This window comes from Halorubrum salipaludis (assembly GCF_002286985.1).
GTDB classification, from domain to species: domain Archaea; phylum Halobacteriota; class Halobacteria; order Halobacteriales; family Haloferacaceae; genus Halorubrum; species Halorubrum salipaludis.
Map to the genome: position 1 here is coordinate 356,307 of NZ_NSKC01000004.1, position 15,377 is coordinate 371,683.

The 15,377-nt window shown below is 67.7% G+C and carries 17 protein-coding genes and 1 rRNA gene; 10 read left to right on the top strand and 8 right to left on the bottom strand.

Annotated elements, in window-relative coordinates; genetic code table 11:
- Positions 1 to 18: 18 nt before the first annotated feature.
- Together pspAB and CK500_RS09795 are read right to left on the bottom strand one after the other, a co-directional pair.
- A complete protein-coding gene (gene pspAB, locus CK500_RS09790; RefSeq protein WP_095637041.1) occupies positions 19 to 624 on the bottom strand; it encodes a PspA-associated protein PspAB in 606 nt (201 codons plus the stop codon).
- Between the two features lie 73 nt (positions 625 to 697).
- Positions 698 to 1,618: an MBL fold metallo-hydrolase gene (locus CK500_RS09795; protein WP_095637042.1), complete on the bottom strand. Its 921-nt coding sequence runs from the start codon at positions 1,616 to 1,618 to the stop codon at positions 698 to 700.
- A gap of 95 nt (positions 1,619 to 1,713) precedes the next feature.
- Between CK500_RS09795 and CK500_RS09800 the strand changes: the two genes are divergently transcribed.
- Both CK500_RS09800 and CK500_RS09805 read left to right on the top strand, forming a co-directional pair.
- The gene (locus CK500_RS09800; RefSeq protein WP_095637043.1) at positions 1,714 to 2,679 is read left to right on the top strand and encodes an NAD(P)H-binding protein; all 966 of its coding nucleotides are present in this window, start codon (positions 1,714 to 1,716) and stop codon (positions 2,677 to 2,679) included.
- Complete coding sequence (locus CK500_RS09805) at positions 2,676 to 3,344, top strand: DUF7530 family protein (RefSeq protein WP_095637044.1); 669 nt, start codon at positions 2,676 to 2,678, stop codon at positions 3,342 to 3,344. The genes CK500_RS09800 and CK500_RS09805 overlap by 4 nt, the downstream gene beginning before the upstream one ends.
- Positions 3,345 to 3,429: 85 nt before the next feature.
- Here the strand turns inward: CK500_RS09805 and CK500_RS17385 are convergent, their stop codons facing one another.
- Complete coding sequence (locus CK500_RS17385; RefSeq protein ID WP_008005688.1) at positions 3,430 to 3,597, bottom strand: DUF5786 family protein; 168 nt, start codon at positions 3,595 to 3,597, stop codon at positions 3,430 to 3,432.
- A 217-nt stretch (positions 3,598 to 3,814) separates the two neighbouring features.
- Between CK500_RS17385 and CK500_RS09810 the strand changes: the two genes are divergently transcribed.
- Positions 3,815 to 4,861 carry a DUF5784 family protein gene (locus tag CK500_RS09810; protein ID WP_095637045.1) on the top strand — a complete coding sequence of 349 codons (1,047 nt, stop codon included), beginning with the start codon at positions 3,815 to 3,817 and terminating at the stop codon, positions 4,859 to 4,861.
- A gap of 145 nt (positions 4,862 to 5,006) precedes the next feature.
- On the opposite strand, the gene CK500_RS09815 is transcribed toward CK500_RS09810, so the two are convergent.
- A complete protein-coding gene (locus tag CK500_RS09815; protein WP_095637046.1) occupies positions 5,007 to 5,291 on the bottom strand; it encodes a DUF5789 family protein in 285 nt (94 codons plus the stop codon).
- A gap of 161 nt (positions 5,292 to 5,452) precedes the next feature.
- On the opposite strand from CK500_RS09815, the gene CK500_RS09820 reads away from it, so the two are divergent.
- The 3 genes from CK500_RS09820 (at position 5,453) to hemB (ending at position 7,707) form a co-directional block, all read left to right on the top strand.
- Entirely contained in the window at positions 5,453 to 6,268 is an 816-nt protein-coding gene (locus CK500_RS09820; RefSeq protein ID WP_095637047.1) for a PHP domain-containing protein, read from the top strand.
- A gap of 90 nt (positions 6,269 to 6,358) precedes the next feature.
- Positions 6,359 to 6,523 carry a DUF6757 family protein gene (locus tag CK500_RS17390; protein ID WP_198951541.1) on the top strand — a complete coding sequence of 55 codons (165 nt, stop codon included), beginning with the start codon at positions 6,359 to 6,361 and terminating at the stop codon, positions 6,521 to 6,523.
- Between the two features lie 203 nt (positions 6,524 to 6,726).
- Positions 6,727 to 7,707: a porphobilinogen synthase gene (gene hemB / locus CK500_RS09825; RefSeq protein ID WP_095637048.1), complete on the top strand. Its 981-nt coding sequence runs from the start codon at positions 6,727 to 6,729 to the stop codon at positions 7,705 to 7,707.
- A 233-nt stretch (positions 7,708 to 7,940) separates the two neighbouring features.
- On the opposite strand, the gene CK500_RS09830 is transcribed toward hemB, so the two are convergent.
- A complete protein-coding gene (locus CK500_RS09830; protein ID WP_095637049.1) occupies positions 7,941 to 8,576 on the bottom strand; it encodes an IS6 family transposase in 636 nt (211 codons plus the stop codon).
- A gap of 312 nt (positions 8,577 to 8,888) precedes the next feature.
- A complete protein-coding gene (locus CK500_RS09835) occupies positions 8,889 to 9,131 on the bottom strand; it encodes a ferredoxin (RefSeq protein ID WP_095637050.1) in 243 nt (80 codons plus the stop codon).
- Positions 9,132 to 9,646: 515 nt separating this feature from the next.
- Between CK500_RS09835 and CK500_RS09840 the strand changes: the two genes are divergently transcribed.
- Together CK500_RS09840 and CK500_RS09845 are read left to right on the top strand one after the other, a co-directional pair.
- The gene (locus tag CK500_RS09840) at positions 9,647 to 9,901 is read left to right on the top strand and encodes a hypothetical protein (RefSeq protein ID WP_095637051.1); all 255 of its coding nucleotides are present in this window, start codon (positions 9,647 to 9,649) and stop codon (positions 9,899 to 9,901) included.
- Positions 9,902 to 10,018: 117 nt separating this feature from the next.
- Positions 10,019 to 12,685 carry a valine--tRNA ligase gene (locus CK500_RS09845; protein WP_095637052.1) on the top strand — a complete coding sequence of 889 codons (2,667 nt, stop codon included), beginning with the start codon at positions 10,019 to 10,021 and terminating at the stop codon, positions 12,683 to 12,685.
- 24 nt (positions 12,686 to 12,709) lie between these two features.
- Here CK500_RS09845 and CK500_RS09850 read toward each other — a convergent pair whose 3' ends face one another.
- Both CK500_RS09850 and CK500_RS09855 read right to left on the bottom strand, forming a co-directional pair.
- Positions 12,710 to 13,765, bottom strand: a complete 1,056-nt coding sequence (locus tag CK500_RS09850) for a quinone-dependent dihydroorotate dehydrogenase (protein ID WP_095637072.1) — start codon at positions 13,763 to 13,765, stop codon at positions 12,710 to 12,712.
- Between the two features lie 142 nt (positions 13,766 to 13,907).
- Positions 13,908 to 14,111 carry an AbrB/MazE/SpoVT family DNA-binding domain-containing protein gene (locus tag CK500_RS09855; RefSeq protein ID WP_050024870.1) on the bottom strand — a complete coding sequence of 68 codons (204 nt, stop codon included), beginning with the start codon at positions 14,109 to 14,111 and terminating at the stop codon, positions 13,908 to 13,910.
- Between the two features lie 291 nt (positions 14,112 to 14,402).
- On the opposite strand from CK500_RS09855, the gene CK500_RS09860 reads away from it, so the two are divergent.
- Together CK500_RS09860 and CK500_RS09865 are read left to right on the top strand one after the other, a co-directional pair.
- Positions 14,403 to 14,732, top strand: a complete 330-nt coding sequence (locus CK500_RS09860) for a non-histone chromosomal MC1 family protein (RefSeq protein ID WP_095637053.1) — start codon at positions 14,403 to 14,405, stop codon at positions 14,730 to 14,732.
- Positions 14,733 to 15,167: 435 nt separating this feature from the next.
- Positions 15,168 to 15,377 (top strand): 16S ribosomal RNA (locus tag CK500_RS09865); the annotation flags it as partial.

Consider the following 15,377-nt stretch of genomic DNA (forward strand, 5'->3'; position numbering starts at 1 on the left):
CCTCCTCGGCTCGTCCGCTCATTCCCACGGGTGGTTCCCCCGCGCGTCGGGCCACAATGGGTACCAGTAGGACTCGTCGTCTTCGAGCCCGAGCTCCCCGTCGAGGACGGACTGGAGCTTGAACTCGACCTGCTGGTTCCGGTCGCTCGTCCCCTTCGGGGAGAACGGGTAGTACGCGCCGCGCCGGAACGAGTAGATCCAGTAGGCGTCGGTGCCGTCGCGCTCGAAGCCGAAGACGGCCGCGAGCAGGCGGGAGCCGAACCCCTCCTCGATGAACTGGTCGGCCGCGAAGTGGATGCTCGTCACTAGGTCTTCGGGATCGTCGTCCTCCAGCACGAACCACTGGTAGCCGTGGTCGTCCTCGTGTCGGTGGAACCCGGTCCCGGTGTCGATCTCGCCGGCCTCCAAGATGGCCTCGACGGTCTCGACGGCGTCGTCGAATCGAGTGCTGTCGACGCCGGAGAAACACAGCGCGGCCTCGCCACAGTGGTCGTAGCCGAGGTCGGCCTCCATCGTCATGTACGCGGTCGACATCCCGAAGAGGTCCTCGGGGTCGGCCTCGCGGGTCGCGTCCGTCTCGGCGCTCGTCCCGAGCACGGCGCGGATCGTGTCGAAGATGCCCATCTATGGCCACGGCTAGGCGACGCGGGGTTTAGGAGGTTTCCGTCGGGAGCGGGGACATCCCTCGCAGTCGACGCTACTCCTCAGACTCCTCCTCGACGTAGTCGAGATACGCCAGCACGCCGCGGGAGTTCAGGCTCGCGTCGGCCCTCGCGCGCTCCGGGTTCCAGAACTCCACGTCCCGGCTCGTCTCCACGAAGTGCTCGACAACGGCCTCGTCGTCGCCGAGTTCCTCGCGCTTCTCCCGGACGGCCTCCACCCACTCGACGTACGCCCGCTTCGCCTCGCCGATCAGCGACGGCTCGTACTCGCGCGGCCCGAAGTGGCCGAAACAGAGGTACTCGGGATCGATCTCCTCGATCGCCGAGAGGTCCCTGAGACACTGATCGAGGTCGAACTGCGGCGGCGGCGACGTGGGCCGGACCGTGTCGACCTCCGGGACGTAGATCCCGGCGGCGTCGGCGGTGAAGACGACGTCGTCGTCGGGCTCGTGGTAGAACGCGTGGTGCGGGGCGTGCCCCGGGGCCTCGTGGACGACGAGCTCGCGGTCGCCTAGGTCGATCCGATCCCCCTCGGCGAGCCCCGCGATGCGGTCCTCGGGGACGGGCGCGGGCTCGTCGTAGTACTGCCACTGGTCTTGCACCGCGGACTTCGTGCCGGTGACGAGCGCGCCCGGATCGACGAGGTGCCGGACTCCCTTCTCGGGAACGCGGACCTCGGCGTTCGGATAGCGCTCGGTCAGGTGGCCCGCGCCGCCCGCGTGGTCGAGGTGCGCGTGCGTGGGGAGGATCCACGCCAGCTCCTCGCGTCCGATCCCGATCTCATCGATCGTCTCGAACAGCGACTCGCGGTTCGCCCCCGTTCCGGTGTCGATCACGATCGGCCGATCGGCGTCGTACACGTAGACGGCCCCGTACTCGTCGGTGTCGAACATTCCGGTGTCGTGGACGTACAGGTCCGGCACCCCGCGGACCGCCTCGAACTCGCCTGCGTGCATGCGGGGACGACTCGCGCGCGACGCCTTTTAACGATCGGTCCGTTCGGTGGGAGCCCGTGGCGGACCCTTATGGTCGCTCCGTCCGAGGGATCCGTATGCGCGTGCTCGTCACCGGCGCCACCGGCTTCGTCGGCAGCCGGCTGATCCCGGCGCTCCTCGACCGCGGTCACGATGTGGTCGCCCTGGTCCGCGACGCCGACGGCTACGCCCCGCCCGCGGGCGTTCGCGTCGTCGAGGGCGACCTCCTCGATCCCGACACCCTCCCGCCCGCGTTCGAGATCGGCGGCGACCCGGTCGACGCCGCCTACTACCTCGTCCACTCGATGGACGGCGGTCCGGGCTACGAGGAGCGGGACCGCAACTGCGCCCGGAACTTCGTCGAGGCGGCGTCGGCCGCTGGCGTCGACCGGATCGTCTACCTCGGCGGGCTCGGCGAGGACCGCGAGGACCTCTCCGAACACCTCCGATCCCGCCGCGAGGTCGAACGAATTCTCGGGACCGGCGACCCGGCGCTCACGACCCTGCGGGCGGCGATCATCGTCGGTGCCGGCAGCGCGAGCTTCGAGGTAATCTACGGCCTCGCGAGCCGGCTCCCGGTGATGACCACGCCGAAGTGGGTAGACACCCTCTGCCAGCCGATCGCGATCGACGACGTGGTCGGCTACCTCGTCGGCGTGGTCGAAGCGCCGGCGACCGCCGGCGACACCTTCGAGATCGGTGGCCCGAACGTGTTGACGTACGCGGAGATCCTCCGACGGACTCGCCGCCAGCTCGGCCACAGGCTGCGGATAATTCGGGTGCCCGTGCTGAGCCCGGAGCTGTCCGCGAAGTGGCTCCGGCTGGTCACCGACGTGAATCCCTACCTCGCCCGGTCGCTCGTCGAGGGGCTCCGCAACACCGTGATCGTCGAGGACGACCGGATCCGGGACCTCATCCCGATCGACCAGACGCCCTTCGAGGTCGCGGTCGCGCGGGCGATCGACGAGATGAGTCGGTCCGAGGGCTCTGGGTCGGACGCGGGTGGGTCAGAGGCGATCCGGTCTGAGGGGTCGCGCTCGTGAGCCGCAACTACGGCGAGACGTGGGTGTACGAGAGCCTCGTCGGCGGGATCCCCGGACTTGGCCTCTCTCGGACCCTCGCGGTCGCGATCCAGTTCGTCCTGTTCGAGGTCGGCGTGGTGGCGCTCGGCTGGTACTACGGGCTGTGGGACGCGGTCGTCGCCGGGTCCGTCGCCGTCGCGGTGGCGGCCGTCGGCAGCGTCGAGATGCACCGGCTCGGCGCGATCAACCGCGGGCTCCCGACGCCGCCCTCGCACAAGCGGCTGCTGTTCGGGTCGAGCATCGAGATCGTCCTCGGCGTGCTGGCGTTCATCGCCCTCCTCACGTACATGATCGCGTGGGACGGCGCGCTGATCGACCGGCTGTTCGGTCCGAACCCGCCGATTCCGGTCGTCTACCTCACGCTGTTGATCCTCTGGGACCTCACCTACCGGATCGGCACCTCGTGGTGGAGCGCGGTCGTCGCGCTGTGGCGCGCGGTCCACGTCGATCTCCCTCCGGCGGCGACGTCGCGGGTCAGGCGGCTCGACGCGGAGAACGTCGCCTTCTCGGCGATCCAACTGTCGCTGGTTCCCTTCTTACTCGAAGAGCCGGTCCTGCTCGGGGCGGTCGTCGGGCACGTCCTCGCGGTCGCGATCGTCTGTTCCGCGGCGATCGCGCTGTCTTGAGCGCAGATCGGTCGCGACCTAGCGACGAGTGATGGGCTGAGTCAGGAACCTACCGGAGCAGAGAAAGAGGCCGCGAACCGCTCGTTCACTCGCCTTGCAGCTCTTGGAACTTGTCGAGGAGTGCCTCCGTGGAGTCGCCGGAATCGTACGTGAGCGATCCGGAGTACTCCGGCCGCTCGGCGTCGAAATCGGCGTCGACTTCGCTGGTCTTCTTCTCGCGACGCTCGTGCTCGGCCTCGTCATAGGCACCCATTGACATGGTACACCTTCGCTTAGAAACTATCAGTATTATATGTGTCGGTGAATTGTCTCCTCCGCGAAACGTTCGTCGACCGATCCCCGGCCGAGACTGATCGCCGGACGGGGGCGTTCGCCGAGGAAACTGACCGACGGACGGGATCCGCGGGAGACTCGGGGGGTGGGGTCTCTTCCACCGGAACCGATTAACCCCGCCGTGCGGTAGCACCGGCGTGGCACAACCGCTCCGATTCAGGCGCGCGCCCGGCGGCTGGAGCGCCGACCGCGTGCGCTCGCAGCTCGAACGCCCCCTCGACGACAACCTCGGGGCGACCGCGAGCGACCCGTGGTTCGCCCCGCCGTCCGGCTACGAGGCCCGGCGGTTCGACATGGACGACGGCTCGTTCGCGCTGTTCTGCTGGACGGACGACGACCGCGACCCGCCGGAGGGTGCTGGCGGCGGGCCGGTCGGGTACTGGGTCGGTAACACGGAGACGCCGAGCGAGCTCTGGCGGACGGACAAGTACGGGTTCGACGAGGTCCCCTACCCAGTCTCGCGGTGGGTCCAGCGGGAGCTGCTCGCGGCGCTCCACGACGACGAGCCCTGGCTCGCGGCGTACCCGCACGTCTCGTGGTTCTTCCTGCCCGTGTTCTGCTCGAAGGACGGCGCGGAGACGACGCGGGCCTTCTTCCGCGACCACGCGGCCGGGTTCCCCGACGCGACCCGCGAGGAGGGGACCCGATTCCTCGAGGAGACGCTCCGACCGGGGACGCTCGACGAGTACCGCGAGGTGATGGCGGGGAAGCTCGGCACGTCGGCGTCGCTCGATCTGGTCCGGATGAGCGCCGCGATCGCGGAGTTCACCGCGGCCCGAATCCTGACCGAGGCCGGCTACGAGGTGACGCCCGAGATCGAGGTGACGACGGGCCACTCGCTCGACTACCGCGCGACGGACCCGGACACGGGGAACGCCTCGCTGGTCGAGGTGACGCGCCCGCAGCCCGTCTCCGGGCGCTCCGCGAGCGACCCGGTCGCGGCGGTCCGCGACACGGCCGAGACGAAGACGAGCGGGCAGCTGGAGGCGCACGGCGGCGGCGTCACCCTCTTCGTCGACTGCACCTCCTTCCCCGCGGACGACTGGGCGGCCGTGCGCGAGGCGCAGCCGGAGGTCCGACACCGCCCGGCGGTCGTCCTCCGCGCGCGCCCGGACGGGTACGTCGAAGGGTACCGAAAGGGATCGGTGCCGGTCGATCTGTCGGCCGCGATCGACTGGGTCTGATCGGTCACTCCCGGCGGACGCGTCACTCCCGGCGGACGCGTCACTCCCGGCGGACGCGTCACTCCCGGCGGACGCGTCACTCCCGGCGGACGCGTCGCTCACGGCGCGAGTCTCGGAAAAACGAAGGGTCGCTTCCGCCGCCCGCTCAGAACGAGACCGGCGTCGGGCCGTCGTCGGCGTCGGTCGTCGGGTCGCGGTCCGAGTAGAACCGCCGACCGACGCCGCGGTGGCAGACGCCCGCGCGGAGCGTGGTGAACACGTCGTCCGCGTCGTCGAACGTCTGCTCCCCGAACCGCTCCAGCACGTCTCCGAGACGCTCGGAGCCGTCGGCGAGCTCTACGGTCGCGTTGCCGTGGGCCGCGATCAGTTCTTCCGAGGTCGTCGGATATTGGTGCCGTTCGAGTCGGTCGTCGACGCCGTTCAAGCGCATCAACTACTGCGAGTCGCCGATGGTTCTTAATGATTGTCCATGCACAACCTTAGTCCGGAGAATCAAATTATATTTCCTTATATTGTCGATCTTTCACATGGGTGGCCGACGAGTAGCCGCTCGACCGCGGACGCTTAGTGCCGCCCCGGCGAACGGCGGGCATGGACACGGACCGGATCGTCGCCGACCTCCACGCGCACACGACGGTCTCCGACGGCACGATGACCGCAGACGAGCTCGTCGACGCCGCCGGCGACGCCGACCTCGACTGGGTCGCGATCACCGACCACGACCGCGTGCATCCGGCCGTGGGGGCGCCGGTCGTCGAACGCGACGGGGTCCGGGTCGTCCGCGGGATCGAGCTCCGCGTCGACGCCGGCTCCGAGCGGCTCGACCTCCTCGGGTACGCGGTCGAGCGCACCGACGCGCTCGACGCCGAGATCGAGCGCCTCCAGACCGACCGCGAGGAGCGGGGGGCCGCGATCCTCGACGCGGTCGAGGACCGGCTCGGCGTCGACCTCGGCGTCGAGCCCCGGCCCGGACTCGGGCGCCCGCACATCGCCCGCGCGATCGACGAGTCGCCGGCGCCGTACGACTACGCGGGGGCCTTCGACGAGCTGATCGGGAACGACGGCCCCTGCTACGTCGCGCGCGAGGTGACGGGGCTGGAGCGCGGCGTCGACCTCCTCCGGGACGCCTGCGCGCTCGTGGGGCTCGCGCACCCCTTCCGGTACGACGACGTGGACGCCGCGCTCGACGTGGCCCGCGAGCTGGACGCGGTGGAGCGGTTCTACCCCTACGGGCGCGCGGTCGACGACGCGCGGGTCGAGCGGGTCGCCGCCGAGAGCGACCTCCTGCTGACGGGCGGCACCGACGCACACGAGCGCACCCTCGCCGAGGCGGGGCTGACGGCGGAGGCGTTCGCGCCGGTCCGCGAACGGCTGCCGGAGCCGGTCTCAGACCCCGACACGGTCTGACTCTCCGCCACGACGCGAGGTGACTGTCCGGGCGTCGGACCTTCCCGATCGACGAACAACGTTAAGCCCGACGCCGACAGAGTGTCGCGTATGCGGTGTCACTACTGCGAGCGGGAGGCCACCTACGAGGCCGAGCAGAGCGGCGTGGTCGTCGGGCTCTGCGAGGAGCACTTCAAGGCGCGCGTCGAGGAGCTCGCTGAATCCGACGAGCTCGCCGACCTCCGCGATCGAATCGACATCGAATCGTCCGAGTAGCCCTCGGCCGGATCGGATCGTCGACCTCTCGCCCTTTTTCGCCGTCCGTTTTCTCCCCGCCGTCCGTTCTCTCCTCACCGCTTCCCCTCTCTCCTCGCCGTCCCCTCTCTCCCCACCGTCCCCTCTCTCCTCACCACCTCCCACTCAGCAGCCGGCTCGCCGCGGACGGATCATAAAAGGCGCCGCGGGGTCAACGCTCGGGCATGCACCCAACGGACCGGCCGCGGCGGCTCCGCACCGACGGCGTCCGCCCGCTCGTCAGCGAGACCTCGCTGGCGGCGTCGGACCTCGTCGCGCCCGTCTTCGTCGACGCGACGACAGACGAGCGCGTGCCGATCGAGACGATGCCCGGGCACGAGCGCGTCCCCGTCGACGAGGCGGTCGCCCGCGTCGAGGAGGTCCGCGAAACCGGCGTCGAGGCCGTGATCGTCTTCGGGATCCCCGAGTCGAAGGATCCGGAGGGAACCCGCGCGTACGCGGAAGACGGGGTCGTCCAGCGCGCGATCCGCCGAATTGCCGCCGAGACCGACGCGTACGTGATCGGCGACGTCTGCCTCTGTGAGTACACCGACCACGGCCACTGCGGCGTGATCGAGGCGTCGGCGGAGTCGGACCCGACGCTCACGGTGAAGAACGACGAGACACTCGACCTCCTCGCCGAGACCGCCGTCTCGCAGGCGGACGCGGGTGCGGATATGGTCGCGCCCTCGGCGATGACCGACGGGCAGGTCCGGGCGATCCGCGAGGCGCTCGACGACGCGGGCCACGAGGACGTGGCGCTGATGAGCTACGCCGTCAAGTACGAGTCCGCGTTTTACGGGCCCTTCCGCGACGCGGCCGACGGCGCGCCCGCGTTCGGCGACCGCCGGCACTACCAGATGGACCCCGCGAACCGCCGCGAGGCGCTCCGCGAAGCCCGGATCGACGCCGAGGAGGGCGCGGACGTGCTGATGGTGAAGCCCGGCCTCCCCTACCTCGACATCGTCGGGGACCTCCGGCGGGAGTTCGACCACCCGATCGCCGCGTACAACGTCTCCGGCGAGTACGCGATGCTGCACGCGGCCGCGGAGAAGGGCTGGCTCGACTTAGAGGAAACCGCCCACGAGTCGCTGCTGTCGCTCAAGCGCGCGGGCGCGGACCTGATCATCACGTACTTCGCCGAGGACCTGGCCGAGCACTTATAAGTCGAAGCGGACGCGAGCGACGCTTTCGCTACCCATCCACTTCGGCGCGCGCCTCCGAGCGCCCTTTTAGGGGCGCGAGTAGTGAGAGACCGAAGGTCTCTCTGACAGCCGGCGGCGACGCCGCCGGCGAGAGCGCGTGCGAGGGACGCGGTGAGCGACGTAGGCGACCGAAGGGAGCCTCGAGCGAACCGCGAGGCTGGGGAGGTGTGAGGTGCGGGTGCTGTGGGTAGTGTTCAGATTAGCTGATTCCATGCGAAGGCGAACGATCGGAGCCAATCATCAGCTGTGTCTCGGTCGGCGTTGCTGAAACAGTTTGAGAACGAAGAGGTACGGCGTTTTACTTCACAAAAGACACGTTCGACACTGTTCCGATTTCCATGGCGTTCGTATCTGAAATCGAGGCCGTGTCGCTGGCAGGCGTCTTTCAGTGGTGCCGCGCCATCGACGAGAAACACGGCGTCGTCGACATCGTGTTTCTCGCGGAGTTCAGCAAAGAACGCGTGAGCGAACGCGTTGGTTCTGACTGGTTCAAGCTTTGTATGGAGTAATTCGTTCGACTCGGGATCGACAGCCGCGTACAGCCAGTAGCGCTCATCATTGAGTTGGATCACGGTTTCGTCGACCGCAACGTGATCCGGCTGCCGTCCCTCGTGGGGCTGTAGATCGGCCTTGTGAACCCAGTTGTGAATGGTCGACCGAGCGCGTTTGACACCGAATACCTCAAGAAACGAAACAGTATTCGAAAGCGAAAGTCCAGCCAGATGCAGCTGAATACTGAGCTTCATCAGCAGTCGCGGTGTCGCTTCGCGCTCCACAAACTCTAACTCAATCTGGTCTAAACATCCGTTGAGGCGGTCGGTTTTTGGCATAGAGCACTAAAAACCGCATCCGCCTCACCTTTCAACCTTATCTGAACACCGCCGTGCTGTGCGGGGCGGGATTCAAAGGGGCAGCCGCGAGGGCGAAGCACGGCGCAGCAAGCACCGAAGGGAGCGAACGGAGTGAGCGACCGAGGCGCGCAGCAAGCCGCGCGAGCCGTCGCGGCTGGGGCTTTGGAGGAGGTCGTGTCGATCGGCCGTTTATAAGTATCAACGTATGGCCGAGCGGCTGGGGCTTTGGGGGTGTCCTCGCGAATCAGTCCGTCAGTACCGATTTATAAGCGGCCGAAATCCCAAGGCGATCTACACCACCTGCTCGCCGTCGTCGTCGTACACCTCGATGGCGTCGACGGGGCAGACCCGCGCCGCGAACTTCGCGTCGAACTCCTCGCCGTCCGGGACCTCGACGACGAACAGGTCCTCTTCCTCCTCGGTGCTGCCCGCGAGGTCCGCCTTCCCGTCGTTCAGGTCCTTCTCGAAGGCGTCCCACTCGGCGACGCACTGGAACATCCCGACGCAGGTGTCGCGGTCGAACTCGACGTGCATGGGCCACGGTTCGGCGAGGCGGTACAAAGCGCTGGCGACGCGGTACGCGGAACGGGCCGTCTTCGATCGTCGAGATCAATACGTCGTGTGGAGATCCGCCGGCCTCGCCCTCGAAATCTCGCTCGCTCGACCGTCCGACGCCGTTCCCGGTTATAACTCCCCGACCGATACGGACACCACCGAAGCCCCGGCCGGGAGACGGGCGCACGCTCGCCGCGCTCCTCGCTCGCGTCGCTCGCTGCGGTGCTCGCGTCGCCTGCGCCCGTCTCCTGGCCGCCCCTTCGAGCCCCGCCCCGCACGGCACCCGCACCTCACGCCTCCCCAACCTCGCCGCTCGCTCGTGGCTCCCTTCGGTCGCCAACGTCGCTCGCCGCGTCCCTCGCACGCGCTGTTCGCGCCCTAATGGGCGCTCACAGGCGCGCGCCGACCGCAGATCATCGGGATCGAACCAATCGCCGGGCCGGTCCTCCGCCGCGACCGTCCTTTTTAAGCGTCGGAGGCACCCATCGCCGCGTATGACCACGGTCTGGCTCGTCGATCGGGAGTTCGACTCGAAGGGACTCGTGCGGCTCACCTACGCCACCGAGGACGGTGAGCGGATGCACACGAAGGAGCTGGCCGAACAGCGGCTCCTCACCGGCGACGGGATCACCGCCGGCCGGGAGGTCGAGGAGACCGCGCTCGGCGAGAGCCCGGCCGACGAGGTCGAGCGGTTCGCGTCGGAGGCGTCGAAGATGGCGGCCGAACACGACCTCGACGACACGGTCTGACCGCGCCCCTTTGCGGAGGCTCCGCCCGCGGTCGAACGCGCTCGACCGCGCTGGCCCGCGATCCCGTCCCACACAACCGAGGCCGTTAAGGGGGAACCGCGGGAAGATGCGCGTGAAATGCCCAGTGGTGAGTACGACCCCGACGCCGTCGAGCCGCGGTGGCAGCGGCGATGGGTCGACGAGGAGACGTACGCCTACCCCGACGACGACCCGGTCGATCCGAACACCGTCTTCTCCATCGACACGCCCCCGCCGACGGTATCGGGGAGCCTCCACATGGGCCACCTGTACGGGTTCACCCTCCAGGACTTCGTCGCGCGCTTCGAGCGCATGAACGGCGGGGCGACGTTCTTCCCGTTCGGCTACGACGACAACGGGATCGCCTCCGAGCGGCTCACCGAGGACGAGCTCGACATCCGCCATCAGGACTTCGAGCGCCGGGAGTTCCAGGCGAAGTGCCGGGAGGTCTGTGCCGACTACGAGGAGCAGTTCACCGAGAACGTCCAGTCGCTCGGCGTCTCCGTCGACTGGGACCACACCTACCAGACGATCGAGCCGCGCGTCCAGCGCGTCTCCCAGCTGTCGTTCGTCGACCTGTACGACCAGGGCCGCGAGTACCGCGAGAAGGCGCCCGCGATCTGGTGTCCCGAGTGCGAGACCGCCATCTCGCAGGTCGAGACCGAGGACGACGAGCAGGCCAGCCACTTCAACGACATCGCCTTCCCCGTCGCCTCCGCCGACGAGAGCGACGACACCCCCGAGGAGTTCGTCATCTCGACGACGCGCCCGGAGCTCCTCCCGGCCTGCGTCGCCGTCTTCGTCCACCCCGACGACGACGAGAACCAGGCCCTCGTCGGCGAGTCCGCGGAGGTCCCGCTGTTCGGCCACGAGGTGCCGATCATCGCCGACGAGCGCGTCGACATGGAGACGGGCTCCGGGATCGTGATGTGCTGTACGTTCGGTGACCAGAACGACATCGAGTGGTACCAGGTCCACGACCTGGACCTCCGGGTCGCCATCGACGAGTCCGGCCACATGACCGAGGTCGCCGAGGGGTACGAGGGGTTACACTCCGCCGAGGCCGGCGAGGCCATCGTCGAGGACCTCGAGGAGGCCGGGGCGCTGTTGGACCGCCGCGACATCACTCACACCGTCAACGTCCACGAGCGCTGCGGCACGAGCGTCGAGTTCCTCGTCACCGAGCAGTGGTACATCGAGATGCTCGACAAGACCGACGAGTACCTCGAGATCGGCCGGGAGATGGAGTGGTCCCCGGACAAGATGTTCAGCCGGTACGAACACTGGGTCGAGGGGCTCCAGTGGGACTGGCTCATCTCCCGCCAGCGCTCCTCCGGCATCCCGTTCCCGGTCTGGTACTGCGAGGACTGCGGCGAGGAGGTCATCGCCGAGAAGGCCGACCTCCCCGTCGACCCGCTCTCGGACGACCCGCCGGTCGACGCCTGTCCCGAGTGCGGCCACGACGGGTTCGAGCCGGAGGACGACGTGCTCGACACGTGGGCCACCTCCAGCCTGACGCCGCTCATCAACGCCGGCTGGGACTGGGACGAGGATCGCGAGGAGTTCACGATGGAACACCCGGAGCTGTATCAGTTCGACCTCCGGCCGCAGGGCCACGACATCATCAGCTTCTGGCTGTTCCACACGCTCGTCAAGTGCTACGAGCACACCGGGGAGGTCCCGTTCGCGGAGACGATGATCAACGGGCACGTCCTCGACGAGAACCGCGAGAAGATGTCGAAGTCCGTGGGCAACGTCGTCGAGCCCGAGACCGTGCTCGAGGAGTTCCCGGTCGACGCCACGCGCTACTGGGCCGCCGGCACCGCCGTCGGCGACGACTTCCCGTTCAAGGAGAAGGACCTCCGCGCGGGCGAGAAGCTGATCCGCAAGCTGTGGAACGCCTCCAAGCTCGTCGAGTCGCTCGCGCCGGAGCCGTACCCGGACGAGCCGGCCGACGAGGACCTCCGAGAGCTCGACCGCTGGCTGCTCGCCGAGCTTGACGGCGAGGTCGAGCGGCTCACCGAGCTGTTCGAGGACCGCGCGTTCTCGAAGGCCCGCGACGAGCTCCGGAGCTTCTTCTGGAACACGTTCTGTGACGACTACCTCGAGATTGCCAAGCAGCGCGAGGACGAGGCGGCGGCGTACACGCTCCGGACCGCTCACCGGCGGTTCCTGAAGCTGTTCGCCCCGCTGCTCGCCCACGTCACCGAGGAGCTGTGGCACGACATGTACGCGGACGCCGCGGCCGAGGCGGCCGACGCCGCCGACGGCGCCGCCGACTCCGTCCACCTCGTCGACTGGCCCGAGCCGCTCGGGATCGACGCCGACCGGGATGCCGGCGCGGCCGCCACCGCGGTGGTCGGGACGCTCCGCAAGTACAAGAGCGAGAACCAGCTCCCGCTGAACGCCGAGCTGGACGCCGTCGAGGTGTACGCCGACGTCCGCGGGTTCGAGGACGACATCACCGGCGTGATGCACGTCGCCGACCTCACCGTCCACCCCGACGAGGACGCTCCGGTCGAGACCGTGGTCACCGGGATCGACCTCGACTACGCGACGGTCGGCCCGAAGTACGGCGACCAGGTCGGCGACATCGAGGCGGCCTTGGCGCAGGGCGAGTACGAGATCGACGGCGACGAGCTTCACGTCGCGGGCGTCACGCTCGTCGACGAGGAGTTCGAAATCGAAGAGGAGCGGCAGTATCAGGGCGACGGCGAGCTGTTAGAAGCGGAGGACGTGGTCGTCATCGTCCGCAACGAAGCGTAGAAACCCGTTCTCGGCGCGGCCCGGCTACAGGTCCGCGCCGACGGCGTCCTCGACCGAGTCGAAGCCGTCGCGGTCGAGGAGGTCGACGATCCCCTCGTTGATGTCGCGCGCGAGGCCCGGGCCCTCGTAGACGAGCGCCGTGTACAGCTGCACGACCGACGCGCCCGCGCGTATCTTCTCGTAGGCGCCCTTCGCGCTCGAAACCCCGCCGACGCCGATCACCGGCACGTCGGTGCGCTCGGCGACGAACCGGACCCGCTCCGTGGCGATGGGCTCGATCGGCTTCCCGGAGAGACCGCCCCGTTCGGCCTTCTGCGGGCTCTTCAGCGAGTTCGGACGCGAGGTCGTGGTGTTGGTCGCGATGACGCCGTCGAGGCCGAGGTCGTCGACGACGCCGAGCGCGTCCTCGACGGCAGGCTCCGGGAGGTCCGGGGAGAGCTTCACGAGGAGGGGGTCGGCACCCGCGTCCGCGAGGGCGCCGAGGATCTCCTCTAACGCCGCGCGGTTCTGGAGCTCGCGGAGCCCCGGCGTGTTCGGGCTGGAGACGTTGACGACGAAGTAGTCGCCCGCGTCCGCGACGCGCTCGTACGTGTACAGGTAGTCGTCGGGGGCCTCGTCGAGGGGCGTCGACTTCGATTTCCCGATGTTGATTCCGACGGGGACCTCCGGCAGGGGCTCCCGGTCGAGCCGCTCGCCGACGACGTCGGCGCCCTCGTTGTTGAAGCCCATCCGGTTTATCAGGGCCTCGTCCTCGCGCAGCCGGAACAGCCGCGGTCGCGGGTTCCCCGGCTGTCGCTCGGCGGTGACGCCGCCGACCTCGACGTGGCCGAAGCCCAGCGCCGCGAGGCCGCGCGGGACCTCCGCGTTCTTGTCGAAGCCCGCCGCGACGCCCACGGGATTCGGGAACGCGTTCCCGAACGCCTCGACGCGCAGCCGGGGGTCGTCCACGACGAACCGATCGCGGAGGTGGTCGGTCACCGGCGTCGTCTGTACCGCCCGCAGCAGCCGGTGTGTCAGCCCGTGTGCGGTCTCCGGCGGGAGTCCGAACAGCGCCGGTTTCAACAGGTCGTACGCGCCCATCGTATCGGTCTCGTCGCGGACGGGCATCAATCCGCCGACCGCCGCCGCGTGCGACCGCCACCGATATCGCCGGGCGTTCGGCGTTCCCTTCGGTCCGGGCTTCGAAGCCGAACAACGAGCGCAGAAAATCGGTCGGACGGTTTCAGAAGTCGTGTTCGAGGTCCTCGGGGCTGGAGTCGGCCTTCTGGATGATGATCTTCCCGTCTCGAACCCGGACGAACACCTCGTCGCCGATCTCCATCCCGGCGACGGCGAGCTCGTCTTCGTGGAGGTTCACGTGGACGTTGTGGTACTCCCCGTCGTCGTCTTTGGCGCCGCTTGGGCTGAGCTTCTTTTTGCGGACCATCGCGGTTGTACTGGTCGGACTTCGCGATACCAGACACATAAGTGTTGTTTACGCGAACAGGGTCGCCGCCGCGCGTTCTCGGTGCCGTTCGTCGCGCGTCGAGGGCGTCGACGCCTCGTTTCGGGGCCGCCACGCCGCTGTGACCGTCGACCGAGCGGTCGGATCGCCTCGGAGACCGAGCGAAACCGCTAGCCCGTGCGGAGTTAATATATAAATGTTTTGGAGGACAGCTTTCATTTCCCCGATATATTTATTACAGACTGTGTGCTGGGTTCGCATGGAGGAAAAACCATGGTACGTGAAGACGGTAAGCGAAACTTCGCCCTTCGAGAGGAAGACGGATCGGAACCGAGCGAGTTCTCCGGCAACATGCCCCGTCAGGCCGCGCTCAAAGCTGCCCGCACCCTTGATCCCGCGCCCTCGGAGGAGAAGGCGGAGCGGATCACGCTCCGGCTCCGCGAGAAGGGGACGCAGAAGGTCCACGAGTACGAAGGGTGGGCCTGGAAGGACAGCGCCCCCGAGGTCGACGAGGCCGACGACGACTTCTGGCTCAACGACCTCGACGACATCACGAAGGCGAACGTCTCGAAACAGGGGATCGAGTACATCGACGACGAGTAGCCTTCGAGGTCAGACAGGTTTTTTCCGCGTGCCCGCACGCATAGCTATTCGCTCGTTCACAGTTCCTCGGCATGAAACCGCATGACGTAGCGCCGATAGTTCGACGGGGTTAAATACAACCCCGGCATTGTGACTAATGCGAAGAACGCACCTGCGAACTCGGGCCGTTCAACCCGGCCCGGTTTCGCTGGATCTGAAGAGCTTCGATGGGTTTATGACCCCTCGAAGAAAATAATCAGATCCGCGAAGATGAGGATTTCGCCCCCTGCGCTCCGGCGTAAGAGGAAATCTGATGTGAGCCGTGGTAGTTCGGTGTCATCCGGGTCGCCGGGTGGACCGGACACCACATAGACCATGCAATGGTGTTTTGACTTATCGCAAGTCAAAACCCGCCAACACCCCTCCGGGCCGGGAATCAGGCTCTGGAGGTTATACATTCCGGTTGATCCTGCCGGAGGCCATTGCTATTGGGATCCGATTTAGCCATGCTAGTCGCACGAGTTCAGACTCGTGGCGAATAGCTCAGTAACACGTGGCCAAACTACCCTTCGGAGCTCCATACCCTCGGGAAACTGAGGCTAATAGAGCATACCACAATCCAGCTGGAATGAGGATTGTGTCAAACGCTCCGGCGCCGAAGGATGT

What these genes read in the sequence shown, in the direction of transcription:
- CK500_RS09850 (WP_095637072.1), bottom strand. Translation starts at nt 13,765, where the DNA reads ATGGGCGCGTACGACCTGTTGAAACCGGCGCTGTTCGGACTCCCGCCG.
- CK500_RS09795 (WP_095637042.1), bottom strand. Translation starts at nt 1,618, where the DNA reads ATGCACGCAGGCGAGTTCGAGGCGGTCCGCGGGGTGCCGGACCTGTAC.
- hemB (WP_095637048.1), top strand. Translation starts at nt 6,727, where the DNA reads ATGCACCCAACGGACCGGCCGCGGCGGCTCCGCACCGACGGCGTCCGC.
- CK500_RS09815 (WP_095637046.1), bottom strand. Translation starts at nt 5,291, where the DNA reads ATGCGCTTGAACGGCGTCGACGACCGACTCGAACGGCACCAATATCCG.
- CK500_RS09840 (WP_095637051.1), top strand. Translation starts at nt 9,647, where the DNA reads ATGACCACGGTCTGGCTCGTCGATCGGGAGTTCGACTCGAAGGGACTC.
- CK500_RS09860 (WP_095637053.1), top strand. Translation starts at nt 14,403, where the DNA reads ATGGTACGTGAAGACGGTAAGCGAAACTTCGCCCTTCGAGAGGAAGAC.
- CK500_RS09820 (WP_095637047.1), top strand. Translation starts at nt 5,453, where the DNA reads ATGGACACGGACCGGATCGTCGCCGACCTCCACGCGCACACGACGGTC.
- CK500_RS17385 (WP_008005688.1), bottom strand. Translation starts at nt 3,597, where the DNA reads ATGGGTGCCTATGACGAGGCCGAGCACGAGCGTCGCGAGAAGAAGACC.
- CK500_RS09830 (WP_095637049.1), bottom strand. Translation starts at nt 8,576, where the DNA reads ATGCCAAAAACCGACCGCCTCAACGGATGTTTAGACCAGATTGAGTTA.
- CK500_RS09845 (WP_095637052.1), top strand. Translation starts at nt 10,019, where the DNA reads ATGCCCAGTGGTGAGTACGACCCCGACGCCGTCGAGCCGCGGTGGCAG.
- pspAB (WP_095637041.1), bottom strand. Translation starts at nt 624, where the DNA reads ATGGGCATCTTCGACACGATCCGCGCCGTGCTCGGGACGAGCGCCGAG.
- CK500_RS09855 (WP_050024870.1), bottom strand. Translation starts at nt 14,111, where the DNA reads ATGGTCCGCAAAAAGAAGCTCAGCCCAAGCGGCGCCAAAGACGACGAC.
- CK500_RS17390 (WP_198951541.1), top strand. Translation starts at nt 6,359, where the DNA reads ATGCGGTGTCACTACTGCGAGCGGGAGGCCACCTACGAGGCCGAGCAG.
- CK500_RS09800 (WP_095637043.1), top strand. Translation starts at nt 1,714, where the DNA reads ATGCGCGTGCTCGTCACCGGCGCCACCGGCTTCGTCGGCAGCCGGCTG.
- CK500_RS09835 (WP_095637050.1), bottom strand. Translation starts at nt 9,131, where the DNA reads ATGCACGTCGAGTTCGACCGCGACACCTGCGTCGGGATGTTCCAGTGC.